Below are 20,704 nucleotides of genomic sequence, written 5' to 3'. Positions count from 1 at the left end.
CTTGAACCTCCAATGCTGCCGATACCAACAAGTTCCCTGCGCGACCCACGCTAGCTAAGTGAGCGATCAGATGAAAGGGGTAAAGCGTGGTTTTGTGTCAGGACTCAGAATTGAGCACTAACACATTGAATTTCTTGGTGCCTGACGCTGAATTTGAACCGGACGCATACTGGCCGTTGCCTACAAAAACAGCAGTGGAGCTGTCACTATGCACCTATTAAGCCAAGACTGGGCATTGTTCGAAGATGCCTTGGGTCAAACTCCGGGCATCATCCACCAGCTGAAGGAGGACTTCTCATGACAGATCCAGCAGCAGATACTCAGCGGGCAGGTAAAGAACGCATCAGCCCACCTGAACAGCGCCAGCCTGAACCAGGACTTGATAGCAAGATGCAGCCCAAGGCAGATCACGGCGAGCACAGCTACAAGGGCCATGACCGGTTAAAAGGTAAGCGTGCTTTGATCACCGGTGGTGACTCAGGAATTGGGGCAGCGGTAGCCATCGCTTTTGCCCGAGAAGGTGCCGACGTTGCGCTGGCTTATCTTCCGGTTGAAACCTCTGATGCCCTCACCGTGGCACAAGTACTAGAAGACGCTGGGGTGGAAGTTAAGCATCTGCCCGGAGACTTACGGAACAGAAGCTACCGGGATTCATTGGTAGATGAAGCCGCCACCGCTTTGGGTGGCTTAGATATCTTGGTAAATAACGCCGGTAAGCAGATCAGCGTTGAGTCCCTGCAGGATCTCAGTGATGAACAGGTCGAGGCGACTTTTGACGTGAATATCTTTGCGATGTTTGCACTGTCGCGTGCCGCGCTGAAGGTCATCGGCGAAGGAGGCTCCATTATCAACACCACCTCCATTCAGGCTTTTGACCCGTCGGATCATTTGATGGATTACGCGGCCACCAAGGGTGCCATCAGTAATTTCACCAAGTCCTTGGCCTCGCAAGCTGCCAAACAGGGCGTGCGGGTGAACGCTGTGGCGCCGGGTCCAATTTGGACTCCGTTGCAGCCAAGTGATGGTCAGCCCATCGAAGCCCTGCCCGAGTTTGGACACGATACCTGGTTGGGCAGGGCTGGACAGCCGGTGGAAGTTTCACCGGCTTATGTTTTCCTTGCCAGTGATGAGGCGTCCTACGTGGTCGGTTCCACCGTGCATGTTAACGGTGGTAAGAACCAGCCATAGTTAGCGCTTCTCGAGGACTCCGTCGTATTTAGGCGGAGTCCTCGTTGGTGTCATCTAGTGTGAACTCCATATTGCGGCGCTCATATTCGCGCTGACTGAAGGTAGCCCGCTGCACTCGTGCCACGTCATCAAAGCTGGAGCCGACCGCACCACCCATCAAACCCAATGAGGAAGCTAGCCAGGCTAGGTTGAAGTATTCGGCCAGCCCCACTTGATGGGCCAGTTCCGAGGCGAGGTATTCCTGATCAATGACAATCAGCGAACCAAGGAATAGCGCCAAGAAAAGCAGTATGTACATGGTGAAGGCAGCAATGGATACAGTGAGCAACGTAGCCAGGTTGTAGACCACGAGCTTTTCTCGTCGGCGGCTACCCTGAGGGCTCTCCCATAATCGGTTATGCAGTACCAGCCAGATGGTCAGCACCAGAATGCTGAAGACTGTAATCAGTGCCAGTCGAGGCGAGGACGAGTAGTCAGCCATGGACCAGATGCTCGTGTAGAACACACCAAAGGCACCGGTAGCTACGGCACCGGCCATTGCCGAAGACAACCTTGGCACTAACCGCCAAGGACGGTTGCTACGTACCATGCCACCAATGAGCAAGATCCTGCCACGTAGTCCTTCGATACTGGAGACTCGATCCTGGGACTCATCCCCGTCAGCAAGACTGCCTTGAATACTCATCGCCTTGGCCAGCTGTGACCCATGACGGTTGGGTTCTTGACCAGTGGCGAGTTCATGGACTAGCTCTGCTAGTTGATTTGCCAAGACACTGATCCGGGCAAAACCCATAGTGGGCACACTGAGCACCGCAGAGGAGTCATTGGGACTGATCACTGAACGCACCGGGCGTTCTTGCACATAGTGCGGTACGTCGGTGAGGTAGATAATGAAATTCCAGCCGTGCTTTTCACGTAGTTCAGGGACTTTTTCATTCAAAGCCACTCGCCCGCTCTCACCCAGCGGCAAGGTATAGGTATCAGTATTAACTTGCCAGTGGTAGTCACTGTCATAACCGTTGTTGAGCTTAATTTCTAAGCGCTTGGAGACACGGTTTGATAGGGCCCGGGCAATGCCTGGGTCCGCGATTAGCCCTACTGTGCGTATCGATGTCATGTTCTCAGTCATCGAGCTCCCATCCGTCCTAGAGTGATCAATTGATCGCCCATTCCTGCCGATTCAGTGGAACACTTCTATCAACAGAATGTCGCCAACTGCTCGTGATTGGCAGGTAGCGCGGAGGTTTACGCAGTGCAATGCCAAGGTATCGCCTTGCTCTTGAACATAAAAACTATTCAAGCACTCCCCTCTAGCCTCGGACAGCAACAAGCCATAGGATGAGAACCAAATATCACAATCCGAAAGTTGGGATCATGTCAGAGCAATCCACCGCACTGTCCGTTGGACAGCAAGCACCAGCCTTTTCGCTGCGTAACGCCGAAGGTGAGACCGTATCGCTTTCGGACTACGCGGGGCAGAACGTCATCGTGTACTTCTACCCGAAAGCAGCCACCCCTGGCTGCACCACCGAAGCCTGCGACTTCCGTGACAACCTGAATTCTCTACGTAGCTCCGGCTATGCAGTACTGGGCATTTCACCAGACGAGCCAGAAGCCTTGGCTAGTTTCTCCAGCGATGAATCATTGAATTTCCCGTTGCTCTCAGACCCAGGAAATGAAGTGGCCAAGGCCTACGGTTCTTATGGCACCAAGACGTTTGGTGAAAAGACATCGGTTGGCACCTTGCGCTCCACCGCGGTGGTTGATCCGGAAGGCAAGATTTCGCAGATTGAATACGGTGTGGACGCCAAGGGCCACGTAGCCCGACTGCGCGAAGCCTTGGGCATCTAACGACTAACCGCAAATAAGTGCAACGATGGCCCGGTCTGCAGGAAGATTTTCCTGTAGACCGGGCCATTGCTTATTGACGCCGAGTTTAGCGGCCGGCGATCTTCACCAGCTTGCGGTTGATAAATTCATCCATGCCAAACTTGCCCAGTTCACGGCCGATGCCAGAACGCTTCACGCCACCAAATGGCAGTTCAGGTGAGGTGGAGGATGGTTCATTGATGGCGACCATGCCACTGCTCAGCTGGGTGGCAATACGTTGTGCGCGCTCGGCGTCCTGCGTATGTATGGAGGCTCCCAATCCGTAGTCCGAATTATTTGCCAGTTCTACGGCTTGTTCCTCGCCGTCAACCTTGTACAGGACGGCGACTGGGCCAAAGAGCTCTTCGGAGAAGGCACGCATTTTCTCGGTGACACCAGCTAATACCGTTGGTTCATAGAAAGCGCCCGGACCATCAATTGGCTTGCCGCCGGTCAGTACCGTTGCTCCCTTATCGATGGCATCCTGTACCTGCTCAGCTAATCCGTCGCGAGCTGCCACCGAGGAAAGTGGGCCCACGAAGTTTTCTTCCACCGTTGGGTCTCCGACCTTGATGCCGGCAACCTGCTCAACCAGTGCAGAAGAGAAGTCTTCATACACTGAGGAATCCACGATGAATCGCTTGGCCGCGTTGCAGGCCTGACCGGTATTGCCATAACGTGCGCGCAGTCCTAGCTTGGCGGTGCGAGCGATATCAGCATCGTCAAAGACTAAGAATGGATCAGAGCCGCCCAGCTCCAGTACAACCTTCTTCAGGTTGCGTCCGGCAATCTCGGCCACGGCCGAACCTGCACGCTCGGAACCGGTCAGCGAAACACCCTGGACCCGGCGGTCAGCAATGATGTCAGCAACCTGATCATTGGTGGCATAGATATTCACGTAGGCACCTTCTGGGGCACCAGCCTCGCGGAAGATCTCTTCCATGGCGGCAGCCGATTCAGGGCACTGCGGTGCGTGCTTGAGCAGAACCGTGTTGCCGTTCATCAGGTTTGGAGCCGCAAAGCGGGCCACCTGGTAGTAAGGGAAGTTCCACGGCATGATACCCAGCAGCACACCCACGGATTCCTTGCGCACCAGGGCTCGACCGCCCGAAGCGATTTCCAGCTCTTCGTCTTCTAGGAACTTGGGACCGTTCTTGGCATAGTAGCGGTAGATGGCCACCACAATGCTAATTTCACCGAGTGACTGCTTGATCGGTTTACCCATTTCGCGGGTGATGATCGCTGCCAGTTCATCAGCACGCGATTCATAGATGTCTGCAACACGATTGAGTAGCGTTACACGCTCATCCAAGGAAGAAGTCGACCAGCCGCGGTAAGCCTGATGAGCAGTGGTCATCGCCTGCTGGATCTGTTCGTCGGTTGCGGTGGGGAATTCTGCTTCCACCTCTCCGGTGGCTGGGTTGGTCACTGCGTAGGTGCTCATTAGTTGCTCCTGATCATGTAGCAGGTGTGTTGGTGGCGGCAGAGCTACTGGCTTGGTTCAGCGATGCCGCTTGCATTCCACACTTTCACGTCCGGCACGTCTTCGACAGTCCCGCAGTGCAACTATCGGCAAATGTTCATGGCCAGCGAACAGCGTGCCAAGGACCAGCCGATAGAACCGCCGCTGACCCGCTTCTGTAAAAACCAGCGACTCGCATCAGCGCTCAGCACAGCTGTCCCAACTTCTACTCTGCTTGCTGCTCATCTAGAGCCAGTGAGGTCTCCTCCTGCGTACTCCAGTTGTTCAAGATTTGCAGTGCGTCGTGAGTGGGCGATCCGGGTTCAACCGTATAGATCACCAAGTTATACCCAGAACCGCCGTCCACCGTCAGCGACTGAGAGTCAAAAACCAGTTGACCTACCAGCGGATGGCGGAGACGTTTAGTTGCTCGATGATATTTTTGGACGTCGTGTGAGGCCCATAGGGTGCGGAATAGTTCGCTTTTTGCCGAAAGCTCTCCGATCAAGGTGAATAATTCTTGATCCTCGCGATCTCGCCCAGCGGCTTGGCGAAGCAAGGCCACCCCGCCACGAATGGACCCCTCCCAATCAACGTAGAAGTCTTGCGCCCGGGGGTCCAAGAGTTGGAAGCGCATGTGATTAAATCTGCGCTTCTCCCCTCGGTCCAGATACTGCTGCGCGTAGGGGAACAGTTTCCAACCAATTGGATTTGAGGCTACAACGTCGAGTCGCGGGTTTTGGATAAAGGCCGGCACATCAATGGCATCCACGATTCGTTGCAAAATATCCTCATGCTGCGTAGTCGCAGCTGGCTTGGTGCGTGGCGGCCAACTTGAGCGTGGACGCAGTGCCCGCACCAGACTAAACAAGTGCTCATGCTCCACCTCGTTGAGTTTCAACGCCCGCGAGACGGCCTCGAGAATTTCTTCAGAAATCCCGGTCACTCGTCCGCGTTCCAGCCGGGTGTAGTAATCCACACTGATCCCGGCAAGATACGCCACTTCTTCACGCCTCATTCCGGCAACGCGTCGAGTTCCCGGGAACGGCTGCATTCCAGCTTCCTCGGGTGTGGTGCGTGCACGACGCGTGGTGAGAAAGCTTCTGAGCTCTGCTTGCTGGTCCATGGCCTCAAGAATACACACGGGTAAATCACGCTGGCAGGTACTGGCAGACCCTGGGAAAACACAGCACTGCTACCAAAACAAAATTCTCGTTTTACTAGATGATGGGCCACCAAAAGTACGGCACTTCAGGGACAGCCATGAGTAATCATTCTGGCCGGTTCCGAAGAAATTATCTGTGAAAGGATCTTCATGCCAACCAATCAAACCGAGTCGAAAGAATCGACAGGTTTAGCTTCTACCCCTGCCACTGGCCGGCAACGACTGCCACTGATTGTGTGGATGCTTGGTGTTGTCACCTTCGTCATGGGCACCACCGAAATGATTGTCGCTGGCCTATTACCTGAAGTTGCTGGCGCACTAGATGTGAGCATTGCCCAAGCCGGCCTGATGATCACCATTTACGCCTTGGGGATGGTAATTGGAACACCCATCATGGCGGTGCTCACCCTGCGTCTTCCACGCAAAGCAACCCTGATCATTGCCTTGCTGGTTTTTGCTATCGCGCACGTAGTCGCTGCATCCACCGATAGCTTCACCGTCCTATTGGTCTCGCGCTTCATAGCTGCCATCGCCACCGGAACGTTCTGGGCCATTGGCGCCGTAGTAGCAGCAAATGCCGCCGGCGAAGAGGCTGGAGCCAAAGCCATGGGCATCATGGTTGGCGGGGTTACCCTGGCCACCGTCATCGGTGTACCACTTGGCACCGCCACCGGTCAGCTCCTTGGCTGGCAGGGCCCGTTCTGGGCACTGGCAGTGCTTTCGGCCGGTTGCGCAGCACTGCTTTGGAAGGTGCTTCCTTCCTCACCTATGGAGAAAACCAGCGCCAACGTTCGTGCTGAACTAGCTCGCCTGCGCAAGGGCCGGTTGTGGACGGTCTACGTTGCCACGGCACTGATTCAGGCAGCCTTCCTTGGTGTGTACAGCTATATCGCTCCGCAGCTCACCGAACGTGCCGGGGCAGCTGAAGGGATCGTGCCACTGATCATGATTGCCTACGGTATTGGAGCACTGACCGGCACCACCTTTGGCGGACGCTTCGGTGACCGCAATCCGTACACCGTCATCGGTCTGTCCGTGGCAGGTCTGATCATCACCATGACCGTATTGTTCCTTTGGGGCGACAACCTGACCGTGGCCATCGTCTTCTATACCCTCATGGGTCTCTTTGGCTTCGCAGCAAACCCCATCTTGGTTTCTGAGGCCATGCGCGTAGCTGGACCAGATGGAGTACTACCTATTGCCCTGAGCAACTCGTTCTTCAACATTGGCATCGCCCTCGGTTCGGGCTTGGGTGGAGTTGCTATCGCTTCAACGCTGGCAGAACAAGGAGTCCCTGTACTTGGCCTGGTCTTGACCATCGCTGTTGCCATCCCCTGCGTGGGTCTTGGACTGACAGCTAAAAAGCCCTCGCGAAGTAACTGAGGAAAATACTTCCCGCCTAAACGCGAAGCTAGGGATCTAAGATTCAACAGCTTGATGCACTAAAGCCGCTACCATGATTTGATGGCAGCGGCTTTCGACTACTTGATCAGTTGATGTTGACGTAGCCAGCTCGTCAGCTCAGCTGACGCCTGCTCAACCTCTTCTCCACGCACCGCCAGTCCGTTCAAGACTGTGCTGGAGGGCAGCTTTGCACGATAGTCCTCGTCAATGCCGGCAAGGCCACTGACCGCATAGGTGACAAAGGGAAGCACTGTTTTCCCTGCAAGATCTACTTTCTCTAAGAATGTAGAGATGATCATTGGGGCTGCAACATTCCAGACCGGAGACCCTAGGATCACCGTGTCGTATTTGCTGATATCCGGCAACGCGCCAGCTATGGCCGGCCTTGCGTCGTCACTTTGTTCCAGCCTATTACGCTGCACCGTCTCATCATAAGAATCCGAGTAGGGTTCGGCAGCTTGGATTTCATAGACGTCGCAGTCAACCAGTTCGCTGATCATGCCAGCGACTACCTTGGTGTTACCCGTCTGCAGCACTCGCCGTCCACCATTAAAGTAATTCTCGCCAGCCCTGGAAAAGTAAACCAGCAACGTCTTGGAGCTTTTGACCGAAGCGCTGGCAGTTGGTTGTTCCACCGGTGTGGACCGCGTGCTCTGCTCTTCCGGGGCGCACCCGGTTAGTGAAGCAACGGCGGCACCGGAAATAAGCGCGGTGGTACGTAAGGCCGTTCGACGGCTCATTGCACTCACTACTTTTCTCCTGTCAAAACGTCTGAAGCTAATCCGGTTTCTACGCGTTGTTGTTTCTTAAGCTCGGATGGAAGAACTAGGACAATCACTGCAACTAGGGCCAGTGCGACCATGATGCTTCCACCTAGATAGGCGTCAGTCACCCGCGCCTGTTGGGTTGTTGCCCCGGCGGCGAAGGAGGTCAGAACTGCGACGCCCAAGGTGCTGCCCAACTGATGTGCGGTGTTGACTAACCCCGAGGCTGCACCCGAATCTGCTGGCTGCACGCCGACTAATCCGGCTGACGTTAGTGGTCCGAAGGAGAACCCTTGGCCCAGCCCGATCACGAGGAGCGGACCAACAATCCCTGCGATGGGTGATGTTGCCGAATTAACTTGAGTCATCCACACCATGCCGGTGAGCACTAGCGCCAGTCCGGTGACAAGTAGGATCCCGTTGTTAAACTTTCGGGTCAGTTTTGAAACAAACAGTGATGACACAAACTGAACTAATGTCATCGGAAGAAAACCAAGGCCCGCCTGCAACGGAGTCCAACCAAAGACGTCCTGGAAGAACTGCGTGGTGAAGAAGAAAAACCAATCATGGTGCCGGCGAACAGCAACCGGGCAATGGCTGCTCCTGCTCGCTGTCGGTGAGCAAAGAGCCGCAACGGCATGATTGGTTGTTTGGCTCGGTGCTCATTGAAGACAAAGAGCGCCAGGATCAGCAGGCCAGCAATCACCGGGCCGAGTGTCAACAGGTCGCCAAAACCGCGTTCCGAGGAGTTGATGATGCCAAAGACCAGTGCATCCATGCCAAGGGTTGAGGTCACCGCGCCGGTGAGGTCAAAGCGTCCCCGCTGAGTTGAGAACTGCGGAAGATATTTAATAGCCGCAATAATCATCAGAATCGCTAGAGGAACATTGATGAAAAATCCTGCCCTCCACGAAACCCAACTTGCTAGGGCTCCCCCGGCCACCAATCCAAGGCTTGCACCTAGACCAGCGGTGGTTCCATAGGCTGCGATGGCCCGTGTACGTTCCGGGCCAGCTGGGAACACTGCGGTGATCAGTGACAGTGACGCCGGAGCAACAATAGCCGCACCAATGCCCTGGAACGCGCGGGCTGCAATCATCCACGTTTCATTCTGGGCCATTCCCACCAAGAATGACGCGACGCCAAAGAGCGCAAGGCCGACCACAAAAACATGTTTACGCCCAAGTAGATCTCCGGCCCGCGCTCCCAAGAGCAGCAGACCGCCAAAGACCAGCGTGTAAGCGTTTTGCACCCACGCTAGGCCACTAGCCGAGAGGTTCATGCTCGCTTGGATTTGCGGAAGACCGGTGAAGATAATCGAATTGTCTAAGACGATCATGAAGTAACTTACGAGCACGATTGCCAACACCATGGCATTGCGGGTGGGCCGAGATTTATCTGGACTAGTTTTTAGCTGAGTAGAGGTTTGCATGTCTTTAAGTCCACCGCGCATCCGGATATTCAGGAAGATCCTGCCTAACAGGGTAATGCCGGTACCCCTCAGCAGGATCTCCTAATCCACCACGTCAGGAACGACTATCGGCTTGCCCATGAACTTGTTGCTGTGACCTAGTGGCCGAGAGCATGGACAGCAGCTTTAGCCTTTCGCCGGTTGCTGAACCTGGCTCGGCTCCGTACACGATCAGCGCCTGACCGGGGTCAGCCGGAAGCTCTAAGACCTCATAGGAAAGTTCCATCTTTCCCACCTCTGGGTGGTTGAGCGTCTTGGTTCCGCTGTCGTGGAATCTTACGTTGTGCGCTGCCCACAGGCTGGCAAATGTAGTACTTTGCGCGTTCAACGCACCGATGAGGTCCTGAAGCTTTTTATCGTGTGGATCCCGGCCTACCTCGGTGCGCAAGTTGGCCACAATGTCTGCGGCAGCTTGCTCCCAATGATCAAAAAACTCACGTGCACTGGGGTCAAGGAAAAGGTACTTGACGGTATTAAACGTTGGACCTGCCACGTTGCTGCTGTAGAGCACCGAATACAGTGCCTTGCCCATCGCATTGGCTGCCAACAGATCTCGGCTGTTATTCCTTACGAATGCTGGAGCGTCAACCATGCTGTCCACCACGCGCAGTACCGCGGGACGGACGTTTTGTGGTGCCACCCGGTGACGGCCCGGCTTGATCGTGGCATTGTTGGCCGCCAGATGGAATAGGTGCTCACTTTCGGCCTCGTCCAGTTGCAAGGCCTGAGCCAAACCGTGCAGCACTCCTTCGGAGATGCTGCCAAAGTTACCGCGTTCAAGTTTGGTGTAATAGTCCACGCTCACCCCGGCAAGCATTGCCACTTCTTCTCGGCGCAACCCGGCAACCCTGCGGTTACCACCGTAGGCCGGAAGCTTCGCCTGCTGTGGGGTGATTTTTGCGCGACGTGAAACTAAGAACTCACGAATTTCTTCACGGGGATCCATAGTGTCCAAGGCTACGCCTTCCTCTTATTGAACCGAGTCCTGGGGCTAAGCAACATGGCCTTGAATTCTCTCTAAGTCCTGGCGCACGGAGGCTGACTCCTTGGATAAGGGCATATTTTCCGGGTCGCGAATTCCGTCCACACTGGAAGCTAGGTCTTGATCCAGTGCAGCAAAAATTGGGCCGAGATCTTCCGGTGCAGGTCCGTACTCGGCCACCAGTTCAACGGTTAGCCGCTGAGACTGTGGTGCCGAAAGGCTGTCGATAAGCACCCGGGCAATCTGGTGACGGGCAATGACCCCATCTGCCGGACTGCCCGCACGTCGGGTATCTCCCTGCAGCAAGGTGATGGCCAGCTGGTCATCTGCGTTGTAGTCAAACCAGCCAGGACGCACGATGGTGTAGGAGTTGCCGCTGGCGCGGACCAATCGTTCTCCGCGTCGTTTCCAGTCGTGGGTACCGCCGGTGACGGTCACCCCGATGGAGCTCATCAGGGCAATCCGGACCTTTCGGCCATCCAGCGCCTGCAGGACGTTTTTCACCGCTCCGTAGTCCACCGCTTCGGACGCGCCGGCGTCACCATAGGATGCGCCGTGAGTGAAAACTACGGCGTCCACGTCGGCGAGCGCATCGGTGAGCGTTTCTGCTTTGGTGAGGTCACCAACCACGATCTGGGCACCCTTTGCGATGCGGGAGGTTGATGATCCAGAACGAACCAGTGCACGGGTGGTGTAGCCCTGAGCGATAGACTCGGCCACCGCGTACTGTCCCACGCTACCGGTGGCGCCAACCACGAGTACCGTTGTTGGCTTTGAAGAAAGTTGTCCCATCAGTGATCCTTTGTCTGTCTTGAGAAGTTCTTGGTCTCGGAAGATGGATGCTTAAGCTTCTGGGATCTCGCGGCCAAAAGTTTCAAGGGTGATCTCTTCTGGCTCTGGTCCACCGCGCACGCCAGTTTCCAATCCGGCCAGGATATTCATCTGCTCGTTAGTCAGTTCAAAATCGAAGACGTCAAAGTTCTCTTTGATGCGTTCTGGGCGAATTGATTTCGGGATGATCGAGTGGCCCAGCTGTAGCTGCCAGCGCAGCATGACCTGTGCTGTGGTTTTACCTAGCTCCTTGGCAATGCTGGTGATGGCTGGGTCGGTAAAAGTGCTCTGTTCACCAGTGCCACGGTAGGAGGTAATTCCACCCATAGGTGACCAGGCCTGGGTCAAGATTCCTTGTTCCGCGTTGGCCTCGCGCACTGCGGCCTGCGAGTAGTAGGGGTGCACTTCAATTTGGTTGACCGCCGGGACAATGCTGGTCTGTTCACGCAATGCCTGTAGGTGTTCTGGCATGAAGTTGCTGACGCCAATGGCACGGACCTTGCCGTCGGCAAGAAGCGTTTCCATGGCACGGTAGGCTGCGATGGTCTTGTCGAAGTCGCTTGGCAATGCCTGATGCAAAATGAACAAGTCAATGGTATCTAGCCCCAGCTTGCCAGCACTTTTTTAAAGGCGTGCACGGTCTGTTCGTACCCGTAGTCGCTGATCCAGACTTTCGTCTCAACAAAGATTTCTGAGCGCGGAATTCCTGATTGACGAATTCCCTCGCCAACTTCACGTTCGTTGCCGTAGGCGGCAGCGGTATCGATGTGACGGTAACCAGCCTTGAGTGCTTCAACTACAGCGGCGGTAGTTTCTTCCGGTGCCGTCTGGAAGACGCCGAGGCCAATCGCTGGCATGGTAACTGAGTTATTAAGGGTGAGATTCATGGTAGTTTTCTCCTTGATTTAAGGGCGAACTAGTACTTTGAGTGCGGTGCGATCTGCCATGGCTTGGTATCCGGCAGGGACCTGATCCAAGCTGATGCTCTGGTCAAATACCTTGCCGGGGTTGATGATTCCGTTCAGGACCAGCGGCAACAGCCGGTCAATGTAGGCACGGGCTGGGGCCACACCGCCGGTGAGGGTGACGTTGCGCATGAATTCGGTGAAGCCCAATGGGACCGTGGGGAACTGAGGTGCTCCAACGCGGCTGATGACTCCGCCATCTCGCACTACCCCGATGGCCATGTCCAAGGCTGGAGCTAGGCCCACAGCTTCGAGGACTACATGGGTACCGTCGCCACCGGTGAGTTCTCTGACCTTCTTCATGCCTTCGCTGCCACGTTCGGCCACCACGTCGGTGGCCCCGAATTCTTGTCCGAGGGCAGTGCGTGCCTCGTGGCGTCCCATCAGGATGATGCGTCCGGCACCTAGAAGTTTGGCGGAGATGACCGCGCACAGTCCGACCGAACCATCACCAATGACGGTGACACTTTGGCCCGGCTTGATATTGGCTTTTGATGCCGCGTGGTATCCGGTGGACATCACGTCAGAGAGGGCGAGCAATGATGGGATCAGGGATTCATCAAATCCGGCAGGTACACGCACCAGGGTTCCTGAAGCTTGCGGGACACGAGCCAGTTCGCCCTGTCCACCATCTGCGGTTCCGCCCCAGTGAGCACCGTGGCGGCAAGAGGTCTGCAATCCTTCGAGGCAGAAGTCGCAGGTTCCGCACGATGCGACAAACGGAGCGATAACAAAGTCACCAACGGCCAAGTCAGTGACTTCGGAGCCGAGAGCTTGGATCACACCAACAAATTCGTGTCCCATGCGCGAGCCCTCTAAGGAGGCTTCTTTAGAACCAAATGGCCACAGGTCACTGCCGCAAATGCAACCTGCGGTAATGCGCACAATTGCGTCGGTAGGCAGATTAATAACAGGGTCTGGGACGGTTTCTACACGTACGTCACCGGCGCAATAGATGAGCGTTGCTTTCACGATGCACTCCTTAGTGGTGGGAATACATCCAAGTAAATACCTATCGACTATTTTCTGGCAGGGTCTATTGAAGCAGGTACTGACAGAGCCTGTTTCAGCAGGGCCCAACCGAGCAGGCTAGGAAATTCGAGTACACGGGCAAACAGGCGCAAATGGTATCCGTGTCTAGAGACACCGGGTGGTAACGATGCCTCTAGACATGAGACTTCTAGCTAGGCCACAACTAGCTAAGACGCAGCCGTGAGTCTTGTGCTTCGACTATCCCTGGTTGTCGCGATCATCCATGTAGATAATCCACTTCACAGCCACCGATGGACGCACTCGCGTCAGTAGGTTTGGCAGCCGTGACCACTGTTCTGGGTTCAGGTTCCAACGCGCTAGATTTCGGCTCTCAAGATCGATGTTTAGCTCGTCCAGCCGACGCGAAATGGCTGCTTGTTGTGCCTCTGATTTGTAGGCAATACGCAGATATTCGACTGCACCGCGAACCGAAGAGCAAAGCAGCGCATAAGCTTCGGGGCTGAAGCCGAAGGCCTCCCACTCTTTGACGTATTGGTTGATTTCCGAGTCTCGATAGCTTTGACCTTGTCTAAGCTTCTGAGCACGATGGGGCAAGATGAAGGCCCATGGCAACTTCATTCCACGCAGTCTCGGTGGCGTGTACGGATAGTCCAGAAGGACCGAGTCCCAGCGCAGATCGACTAGTTCTTGCTCCGTGCGCGATGCATGGTGGGGCAACTGTGGAAGGCCAAACTCATCTTCCGGCGCGTCAAAGTCCGTGTTCGGATGCAGTCCAGGGCCGCCACTGCCAAAGATCGCAAGATTCCCTAGGTCTCGGCAAAGGTTTTGTATTGTGGTCGATTCGCTGTTGAGCTCGGCCGACCATTTTTGAAGTCGTCGTGGGACAGGTTTTCTGAGGAATTCTCAGTCATGGAAATTCTCCTAGCGTGAGAGCGGTGCCGCCCCGTACCGAATACTGGACGAGGCAAACCGCTAACTGAACCGATGGTTTTTGCCTCGGAACGGTTCTTCCCCTGAGGCACCCCGTGAGCCGGAGAGGGGTTGCCGTACGACTAGCCAGGTACTTTACGTCGTAACTCTTGAACCTGTTTTCAACCATAGGACAATGCACCGACAGTTTGAACACAAGTGATTGACCATCCTTTAGCTAAGATCAGACTGGTCATCATCACCGCGTCCCAGAGGACCATGAAAACTCGCTCGCAACGCTTAGAAATTCCCGTGCTCCTGGGAACCCAGACGCTGTTTAATATCGGCTTCTACGCTGTAGTCCCCTTCCTTGCGGTAGTCCTCAGCAGTGATTTCCTGTTGGCATCTACCGCGGTGGGTCTGATCTTAGGAATCAGAACTTTTGCCCAGCAAGGACTGTTCTTAGCTGGTGGCACTCTGGCGGATCGCTTCGGCGCCCGCACCATGATTCTGATCGGCTGCGCGGTACGTGCCGCAGGTTTCCTCACTTTGGCCGCATCCCTATGGCCTAGTACTCCACACTTGGGAATGTTCATTTTTGGCACACTGCTCACCGGATTTGGTGGGGCACTATTCTCCCCGGGACTAAACATCTTGGTGGCGGCTGCCCAAAGCGCGCGGGATCAAGGACAAGTCCAGCACGTGCGGCGGGCTACGCTCTTTGCGTGGCTGAGCATCACGGGTGAAATTGGCGCCGTCACCGGACCTTTGATGGGTTCGGCCCTGTGGGGCTGGGGATTTTCCACCGTGGCAGGTTTTGGCGCAGTATTCTTTGTGGCCATCGGAATCTTCTTGGCGCTCACTCTTGGCAAGACTGACACGGCGAGCGCACTGTCGGCTGCTACCGGTGCAGGAACTAAAGCATCGAAGCCTCACAGTAGCTTCCGAGAATGTCTGCGCGACCGCCAGTTCTTGGCCTTCTGTTCGCTGCATGCCGCGGACCTAGTGGCCTACAACCAGCTGTATCTAGCTATTCCTTTGGAACTTGAACGCCAAGACATGCCTACCCAGTGGTTGGGGCTGATCTTTGCGTGGATCTCCATTTTGACCCTGAGCCTGCAGATTCCCTTATCGTGGCTTGCTGCAAGAATCGGCCCAGCTGCAACGTTGCGCATGGGCTATATTCTCAGCGCCTTGGGGTTTAGTGTTTTGGCCTTCATCCCTTCATCAGCCTTTGGTGAGGAAACCAGCTTGGTGCGAATTCTTTGCGCAGTCACCCTGATGACCCTGGGTCATATGAGTGTTCATCCCACCGCGCTCAGTCTTGTTCCAAAATTTGCCGGGCTCAACGCTACCGGCTCCTACTTCGGATTACTCTCCACCTGCGGCGGCCTAGCAGTACTTCTAGGCAACATGCTCTTTGGCTGGTTACTCTCACACACCGCAGGAGCAGCCGAGTTGTCCTTTATCCCTTGGCTAGTCATGATCATTCCGCTGTTGCTGGCTTCGTGGCTTGGTTCTCGGTTGGTTCGTGACCGCATGCTACGCACACGCAGTGCGTGAACTGCGACACATAACGCAAAATGTCCTCAGAACTTCCACGGTTGACACCAACTTTCTACTACTCAGCTAGCGTTCTATCGCAGTCCAGAATCCCGAAGTTCTAAAGGGGTTTTCATGGCCTTTTATTGCTTCATGAGAAATCAAGGAATTAGGGTACGCTTACCAAGGCTCTAAGACATTGGATGCCAATTCATCACGTATTGCCGAAGGATTTCCATGAACCTTGGACGATTGAGCGTAGCTGCAAGTTTTGCAGCGGTAGCCCTCGCACTAACTGCCTGCAGTTCCACCGCCACCCCCGCTCCGGATGCAGCAGCGGATGCCGAAGCCCGCGTAGTTGTAGCGAACTTCCGTGCCCCAATTTCCAACTGGGCTTTGGAAAGCGATGACGCTTATGTGCTCTCAATCGCCGGTTGCTTGGAAACCCTGACCAAGTATGACCAGACCGAGAAGAAGGTAGAGCCAATGCTCGCCACTTCTTGGAAGCAGACCTCGGATATCGCATGGGAATTCGACCTGCGCAAGAACGTAAAGTTCCAGGACGGCACCGACTTCAACGCCAAGGCTGTTGCTAATTCACTGAACCATGTTCTTGATGCCACCGCACCAGCACGTGCAGTGAACCCTAAGACCATCAAGAAGGTAGAAGCCCTCGACGCTGATACCGTACGCGTCACTACCCCGGCAGCTGATCCGCTCTTGCCGTATCGCATGGCCAGCGTGAATGCCGGCGTGCTCTCGGGTGCTGCGTACACCGACAAGGGCATTGATCCGATGAATCACTGCACCGGGCCTTTCGCTCCGGTTTCAGAGAAGGCCGGACAGTCCTTGACCTTGGACCGCAACAAGAATTACTGGGATGGTGAGGTGAAACTGGCCGGCGGCGAAATCCGCTACATCACCGACGGCGCCACCCGCTCCACCCAGGTACAGACCGGTGAAGCGGACATCTCCATGTCCATCCCGGCCACCAGCTTGGCTACCTTGGAAGCAGACGAGAAGATCAGCGTGCTCAAGGCCGACTCTCCTCGCACCTCGACCCTGTACCTAAACAACTCGCGCGCACCATTCAACAAAGTGGAGCTGCGCAAGGCAGCCACCATGGCTCTGGATCTGCCAGCTATGGCCGCCAGCATCTATGAAGGTGCAGCACAGCCTGCCACCGGACCCTTTGCTCCGAGTGAGCCATGGGCCAACCCAGATCTGGCAGTACCTGCAGTGAACATCGACGAAGCCAAGAAATTGGTAGAAGCCTCCGGCTACAAGCAAGAGAAGCCTCTGGAGATCATTGCGATCACCGAACGTGCTGAATTTGCTGGTGTAGGTGCCATCATCCAGGAGCAGTTCAAGCAGATTGGTTTGAAGGCCAATGTGGTGACCAAGTCCTACGGTGCTGTAGAGCCAGATGTTTTGGCCGGCAAGTACGACATGATCCTCAGCCAGCGCAACCGCATGATTGATATTGCTGACCCGATCGGTTTCCTGCAGGCGGACTACACCTGCGAAGGTGGCTACAACCTGAGCCACTACTGCAACAAGGACTACGACAAACTGATCAGCCAGGCAATGGGTGAGAAGGACGAAACTAAGCGCCACGACATCTACCGCAAGGCCGGAGATATCTTGGCTAAGGATGCCGCCAACGTGTGGCTGGTCAATGAGCAGGCCATCGACGGTGTGGGCTCCAAGGTTCAGGGCTACGTCCAGGATCCACTGACCCGCTACGTACTGACCAAGGATCTGGCGAAAACCAAGTAACGTGTCCCCACTAACTGCCGTGCTGCGCCGAGTTGTAGGACTCGGCGCAGCCGTTCTGCTTTCATCCTTTGCGGTGTTTCTTGTCCCCTTCGTTTCCCCAGGGGATCCGGTGCGTGCCTTGTTGCGCGCGCGAATGGACTTCGGCGAAGCAGATGAGGCTACAGTGCAGGCCTATGCAGAGCAGTTTGGACTTCACGACCCGATGCTGGTGCAGTTCGGGCGATGGCTTGGACGGTTCTTCACCGGAGATATGGGGCTCTCTCATATCAGTGGAACCCCAGTAGCTGACCAAGTCCTCCCGGCCATTGGCGTCACCCTATCGCTGGCCGGCAGCGCACTGCTGGTGGCGATACTTGTTTCTATTTTCTTGGGTGTCATTTCAGCTACTCATGCCGGGAAGTGGACCGATAAACTCATCACTTCAGTGACCCACGCACTAATCGCCATTCCCGAATACGCGCTGGCACCACTACTGGTCTTACTCTTCGCGGTGCGCTGGTCACTGCTTCCTTCAGCAGGCTACGACTCCCCTGCATCGCTGGTGCTTCCAGTATTCATTTTGGCGTTGCGGCCCATCAGCTTCTTCACTGTTGCGGTGCGCTCAGGCGTGCTCCAAGCCTTGGATTCTGAACATGTACTCGCAGCTCGCGCCCGCGGTCTAAGCCGCACTCAGGCATTGACCCGCCACGTAGTTCCCCACGGATTATTGCCAATGTGGACCATGGTGGGTGTCTGGTTTGCTGGACTGCTTGGTGGCTCAGTCATTGTTGAAGTCATCTTTGCCATCCCCGGAATGGGGCGATTGATCTTTGATTCAATTGTTGATTCCGATATTCCCGTGGCCCAAGGTGGCGTAGTGGTCGTGGTGACCTGCGCCGTTCTGGTCACCGGAATTATTGATTTGATTCACAAGCTCAGTGATCCCACCGTGAGGATTGGAGTTCGACATGGCTAAGAGCACTGCTTCAAAGATTCTTCTTTCCGTTCCAGCGTTCATCTTGTTAGTGATAGTTCTTTTGACCATCACAGCTCCCTTGATTTCTCCCTATGACCCTGACGTTCAGTCGCTGGCAGATAGGTTGCAGGGCCCAAGTGCAGCGCACCTCTTGGGCACCGACGCCCTGGGACGCGATACCTTGAGCCGGGTGCTGCATGGCGGACAGTTCTCCCTGTCCGTAGCACTGATCACCACGCTGTTTTCACTGTTGGTCGGCACGGTGCTGGGATTGCTCAGCGCACTGCGTGGCGGATGGCTGGACGAGATCTTCCTGCGCATCAATGACCTGCTGCTCGCGCTGCCCGAAATCGTCATTGCCCTGTTGATTATTGCGGTCATGGGTCCTGGCTTCTTCACCATGGTGCTCTCCGTTGGCGTGGTGGCGTGGACCCCCACCGCAAGGTTGGTGCGTTCCATTGCTGCCCAAGCCTTGTCCACGCACCATGTGGAAGCCTCCAAACATGTGGGCGCTTCACGCTGGTTCATCCTGCGCCACCACGTCTTGCCCTTCGTTGCTGGACCGGTGCTAGCCCAGGCCGCATTACGTTTTGGTTTGCTCCTTGTTTTGCTCGGTTCGCTGTCCTACCTGGGCATTGGCGTACAACCACCGCAGTCCGACTGGGGATCCATGCTGGCCGAAGCCCAACCACATGCCATCCGCTCCCCCTGGGGCTTACTTGTCCCTGGAGCTGCCATTTTCTTAGTCAGCTTCTGCGTCACCTTGCTGGGCAACCGCATCACCCACGTGCTGGGCGGAAACGACGTTCTGTACATCAAAACCAAGGCGGAAGCCCATGGCTGAAGAACTTGAATTCATTGATCTATCGGTCAGCTCGGGACAGAAAATGTTGCTGTCCAAGGCTCGTGGCGCACTGCGCTCCGGAGAACTGGTGGCCGTGGTGGGGCGCTCCGGTTCAGGCAAGACGCTGCTCACCAAAGCGATCATGGGACTTCTCCCAGAACAGTTGCAGGCCGAGGGTCAGATCCTGCTCGATGGCCAGCGGCTAGATCAGCTCAGCGATAAAGCCATGAACCAGGTGCGTGGGCACCGTATCAGCATGCTGTTCCAACAGCCTAAGCGCGTCATGAATCCTCGGATGACCATCCGCGCGCACTTGCTTGAGGCCATGGGTGCCCATGGTTGGGGCAAGGCCCGAAAGCATGCGGCTGAGGTCCTAGCTCTGTTAGAAGAAGTTGGACTGTCCCCTGCCGCGCAGATTGCTGGCCAGCGCCCGGATCAACTTTCTGGCGGGATGGCTCAACGTGCCATGTTGGCCCTTGCTTTGGCCGCGGATCCAGAATTCATTCTGGCTGATGAGCCGACGTCTTCTCTGGATTCAATTCTCAAGGCTGAAGTCTTGCAGCTACTGCGCCGCAAGCAGCAAGAACGTGGCGTTGGTGTTCTTTTTATTACCCACGACATCGCCAGCGTCCAGCATATTGCTGACCGCGTAGTGGTGGTCAGTGACGGTCAGATTGTTGACCAGTGCCCCACCGCACAGATCTTCTCCAAAGACCGTCACGCAAAAACCCGTGAATTAGTTGAGGCCAGCCTGCCTGCAGTTCGTGAACCACGGTCCGAGGATTCCGGCTGCCTGCTCGAAGCAGTGGATGCGAGCAAGAATTATTGGCGCCGAGCCAAGGGTGAAGCAGCGTTGAAGCCCACTACCCTTTGCCTCCATGGCGGGCAGGTATTGGGCGTTGTGGGACGTTCCGGCTCTGGCAAGAGCACCTTTGCCAGACTCCTTGCTGGACTGGAGCAGCCAACTACCGGACAGATCATCGATAAGCACGAGGGTGCTACGGCAACGCGAGTACAGATTATTGCGCAGGAGCCGTTCTCTTCATTTGATCCGCGGCTTTCTATCCGTACCAGCATGAGCGCCGCAGTGCACCGGCTACCTGCAGATCAGGCCCGGGAGCGCATGGCACAAGCGATGGTTCAGGTTGGATTACCCGATGAATTATTGGACCGGTATCCGGGCCAATGCTCAGGTGGACAGCTACAAAGGTTAGCTATTGCCCGGGCGCTTCTGACCGATCCACAGGTATTGATCTGTGATGAATCAACCTCGGCGTTGGACTCGGTGGCGCAGCGCCACATCCTTGATCTGTTGCTGGATCTACGCGAGCGCATGGGTCTGAGCCTTGTAGTCATTTCCCATGACATGGACGTGATCCGTTATGTCAGTGATGATGTGGCCGTGTTCTATGAGGGTGAGCTAGTGGAGCAGCGCCCACTCAACGAATTCTTGACCAATGCGGAACATCCGCACAGCAAGGACCTAGTGGCCGCGCTAAATATCACCGCGGCAATGCGGGCGTGAAGCAGCCTTCACAAAGAGAGTGGCAATGGAAACACGAGTTGGAATGCCACAGATTG

Annotated in this window: 18 protein-coding genes, 1 pseudogene and 1 riboswitch; of the genes and pseudogenes, 8 read left to right on the top strand and 11 right to left on the bottom strand. The window is 55.6% G+C overall.

What is annotated here, in order from left to right:
• The first annotated feature begins 297 nt into the window (after positions 1 to 297).
• Positions 298 to 1,188, top strand: a complete 891-nt coding sequence (locus N6V40_RS04625; protein ID WP_262199187.1) for an SDR family oxidoreductase — start codon at positions 298 to 300, stop codon at positions 1,186 to 1,188.
• Positions 1,189 to 1,216: 28 nt separating this feature from the next.
• Here the strand turns inward: N6V40_RS04625 and N6V40_RS04620 are convergent, their stop codons facing one another.
• The gene (locus N6V40_RS04620) at positions 1,217 to 2,317 is read right to left on the bottom strand and encodes a hypothetical protein (protein WP_262199186.1); all 1,101 of its coding nucleotides are present in this window, start codon (positions 2,315 to 2,317) and stop codon (positions 1,217 to 1,219) included.
• A gap of 245 nt (positions 2,318 to 2,562) precedes the next feature.
• Here N6V40_RS04620 and bcp point away from each other — a divergent pair, with 245 nt between their 5' ends.
• Positions 2,563 to 3,039: a thioredoxin-dependent thiol peroxidase gene (gene bcp / locus N6V40_RS04615; protein WP_131089355.1), complete on the top strand. Its 477-nt coding sequence runs from the start codon at positions 2,563 to 2,565 to the stop codon at positions 3,037 to 3,039.
• A gap of 85 nt (positions 3,040 to 3,124) precedes the next feature.
• Here the strand turns inward: bcp and N6V40_RS04610 are convergent, their stop codons facing one another.
• On the bottom strand, positions 3,125 to 4,501 hold the full coding sequence (locus N6V40_RS04610) for an NAD-dependent succinate-semialdehyde dehydrogenase (RefSeq protein WP_131089356.1): 1,377 nt from the start codon (positions 4,499 to 4,501) through the stop codon (positions 3,125 to 3,127).
• A gap of 244 nt (positions 4,502 to 4,745) precedes the next feature.
• A complete protein-coding gene (locus tag N6V40_RS04605) occupies positions 4,746 to 5,645 on the bottom strand; it encodes a helix-turn-helix transcriptional regulator (RefSeq protein ID WP_262199185.1) in 900 nt (299 codons plus the stop codon).
• A gap of 189 nt (positions 5,646 to 5,834) precedes the next feature.
• Between N6V40_RS04605 and N6V40_RS04600 the strand changes: the two genes are divergently transcribed.
• The gene (locus N6V40_RS04600) at positions 5,835 to 7,067 is read left to right on the top strand and encodes an MFS transporter (RefSeq protein WP_262199184.1); all 1,233 of its coding nucleotides are present in this window, start codon (positions 5,835 to 5,837) and stop codon (positions 7,065 to 7,067) included.
• A 98-nt stretch (positions 7,068 to 7,165) separates the two neighbouring features.
• Here the strand turns inward: N6V40_RS04600 and N6V40_RS04595 are convergent, their stop codons facing one another.
• From N6V40_RS04595 to N6V40_RS04560, 8 genes and pseudogenes are all read right to left on the bottom strand, one after another.
• Complete coding sequence (locus N6V40_RS04595; protein ID WP_262199695.1) at positions 7,166 to 7,828, bottom strand: flavodoxin; 663 nt, start codon at positions 7,826 to 7,828, stop codon at positions 7,166 to 7,168.
• 8 nt (positions 7,829 to 7,836) lie between these two features.
• A complete protein-coding gene (locus N6V40_RS04590) occupies positions 7,837 to 8,361 on the bottom strand; it encodes an MFS transporter (protein ID WP_262199183.1) in 525 nt (174 codons plus the stop codon).
• Positions 8,331 to 9,284, bottom strand: coding sequence for an MFS transporter (locus N6V40_RS04585; RefSeq protein ID WP_262199182.1), 954 nt, complete (start codon positions 9,282 to 9,284; stop codon positions 8,331 to 8,333). Before N6V40_RS04585 ends, N6V40_RS04590 begins: the two co-directional genes overlap by 31 nt.
• Positions 9,285 to 9,378: 94 nt before the next feature.
• Positions 9,379 to 10,269 (bottom strand): helix-turn-helix transcriptional regulator, encoded by an 891-nt coding sequence (locus N6V40_RS04580; RefSeq protein WP_131089359.1) that lies wholly within the window; start codon positions 10,267 to 10,269, stop codon positions 9,379 to 9,381.
• A gap of 45 nt (positions 10,270 to 10,314) precedes the next feature.
• Positions 10,315 to 11,097: an SDR family oxidoreductase gene (locus N6V40_RS04575; protein ID WP_131089360.1), complete on the bottom strand. Its 783-nt coding sequence runs from the start codon at positions 11,095 to 11,097 to the stop codon at positions 10,315 to 10,317.
• 51 nt (positions 11,098 to 11,148) lie between these two features.
• Positions 11,149 to 12,023 (bottom strand): annotated as a pseudogene (locus tag N6V40_RS04570) (aldo/keto reductase).
• Between the two features lie 18 nt (positions 12,024 to 12,041).
• Complete coding sequence (locus tag N6V40_RS04565) at positions 12,042 to 13,073, bottom strand: zinc-binding dehydrogenase (RefSeq protein ID WP_262199181.1); 1,032 nt, start codon at positions 13,071 to 13,073, stop codon at positions 12,042 to 12,044.
• A gap of 258 nt (positions 13,074 to 13,331) precedes the next feature.
• Positions 13,332 to 13,811: a hypothetical protein gene (locus N6V40_RS04560; protein ID WP_262199180.1), complete on the bottom strand. Its 480-nt coding sequence runs from the start codon at positions 13,809 to 13,811 to the stop codon at positions 13,332 to 13,334.
• A 251-nt stretch (positions 13,812 to 14,062) separates the two neighbouring features.
• Positions 14,063 to 14,179: riboswitch (SAM riboswitch) on the bottom strand.
• A gap of 103 nt (positions 14,180 to 14,282) precedes the next feature.
• On the opposite strand from N6V40_RS04560, the gene N6V40_RS04555 reads away from it, so the two are divergent.
• The 5 genes from N6V40_RS04555 to N6V40_RS04535 all read left to right on the top strand — a co-directional run bounded on the left by N6V40_RS04555 (position 14,283) and on the right by N6V40_RS04535 (position 20,648).
• Entirely contained in the window at positions 14,283 to 15,566 is a 1,284-nt protein-coding gene (locus N6V40_RS04555) for an MFS transporter (RefSeq protein ID WP_262199179.1), read from the top strand.
• A 216-nt stretch (positions 15,567 to 15,782) separates the two neighbouring features.
• Entirely contained in the window at positions 15,783 to 17,324 is a 1,542-nt protein-coding gene (locus tag N6V40_RS04550) for an ABC transporter substrate-binding protein (RefSeq protein WP_131089365.1), read from the top strand.
• Position 17,325: 1 nt separating this feature from the next.
• Positions 17,326 to 18,279 (top strand): ABC transporter permease, encoded by a 954-nt coding sequence (locus N6V40_RS04545; RefSeq protein ID WP_131089366.1) that lies wholly within the window; start codon positions 17,326 to 17,328, stop codon positions 18,277 to 18,279.
• Entirely contained in the window at positions 18,272 to 19,123 is an 852-nt protein-coding gene (locus N6V40_RS04540) for an ABC transporter permease (protein WP_242632503.1), read from the top strand. Before N6V40_RS04545 ends, N6V40_RS04540 begins: the two co-directional genes overlap by 8 nt.
• Complete coding sequence (locus N6V40_RS04535) at positions 19,116 to 20,648, top strand: ABC transporter ATP-binding protein (RefSeq protein ID WP_131089368.1); 1,533 nt, start codon at positions 19,116 to 19,118, stop codon at positions 20,646 to 20,648. Before N6V40_RS04540 ends, N6V40_RS04535 begins: the two co-directional genes overlap by 8 nt.
• Positions 20,649 to 20,704 lie beyond the last annotated feature (56 nt).

This window comes from Glutamicibacter sp. M10 (assembly GCF_025452055.1).
GTDB lineage: Bacteria > Actinomycetota > Actinomycetes > Actinomycetales > Micrococcaceae > Glutamicibacter.
The sequence above is the reverse complement of the archived record's forward strand: the minus strand, read 5'-3'. Positions and strand labels throughout refer to the sequence as shown.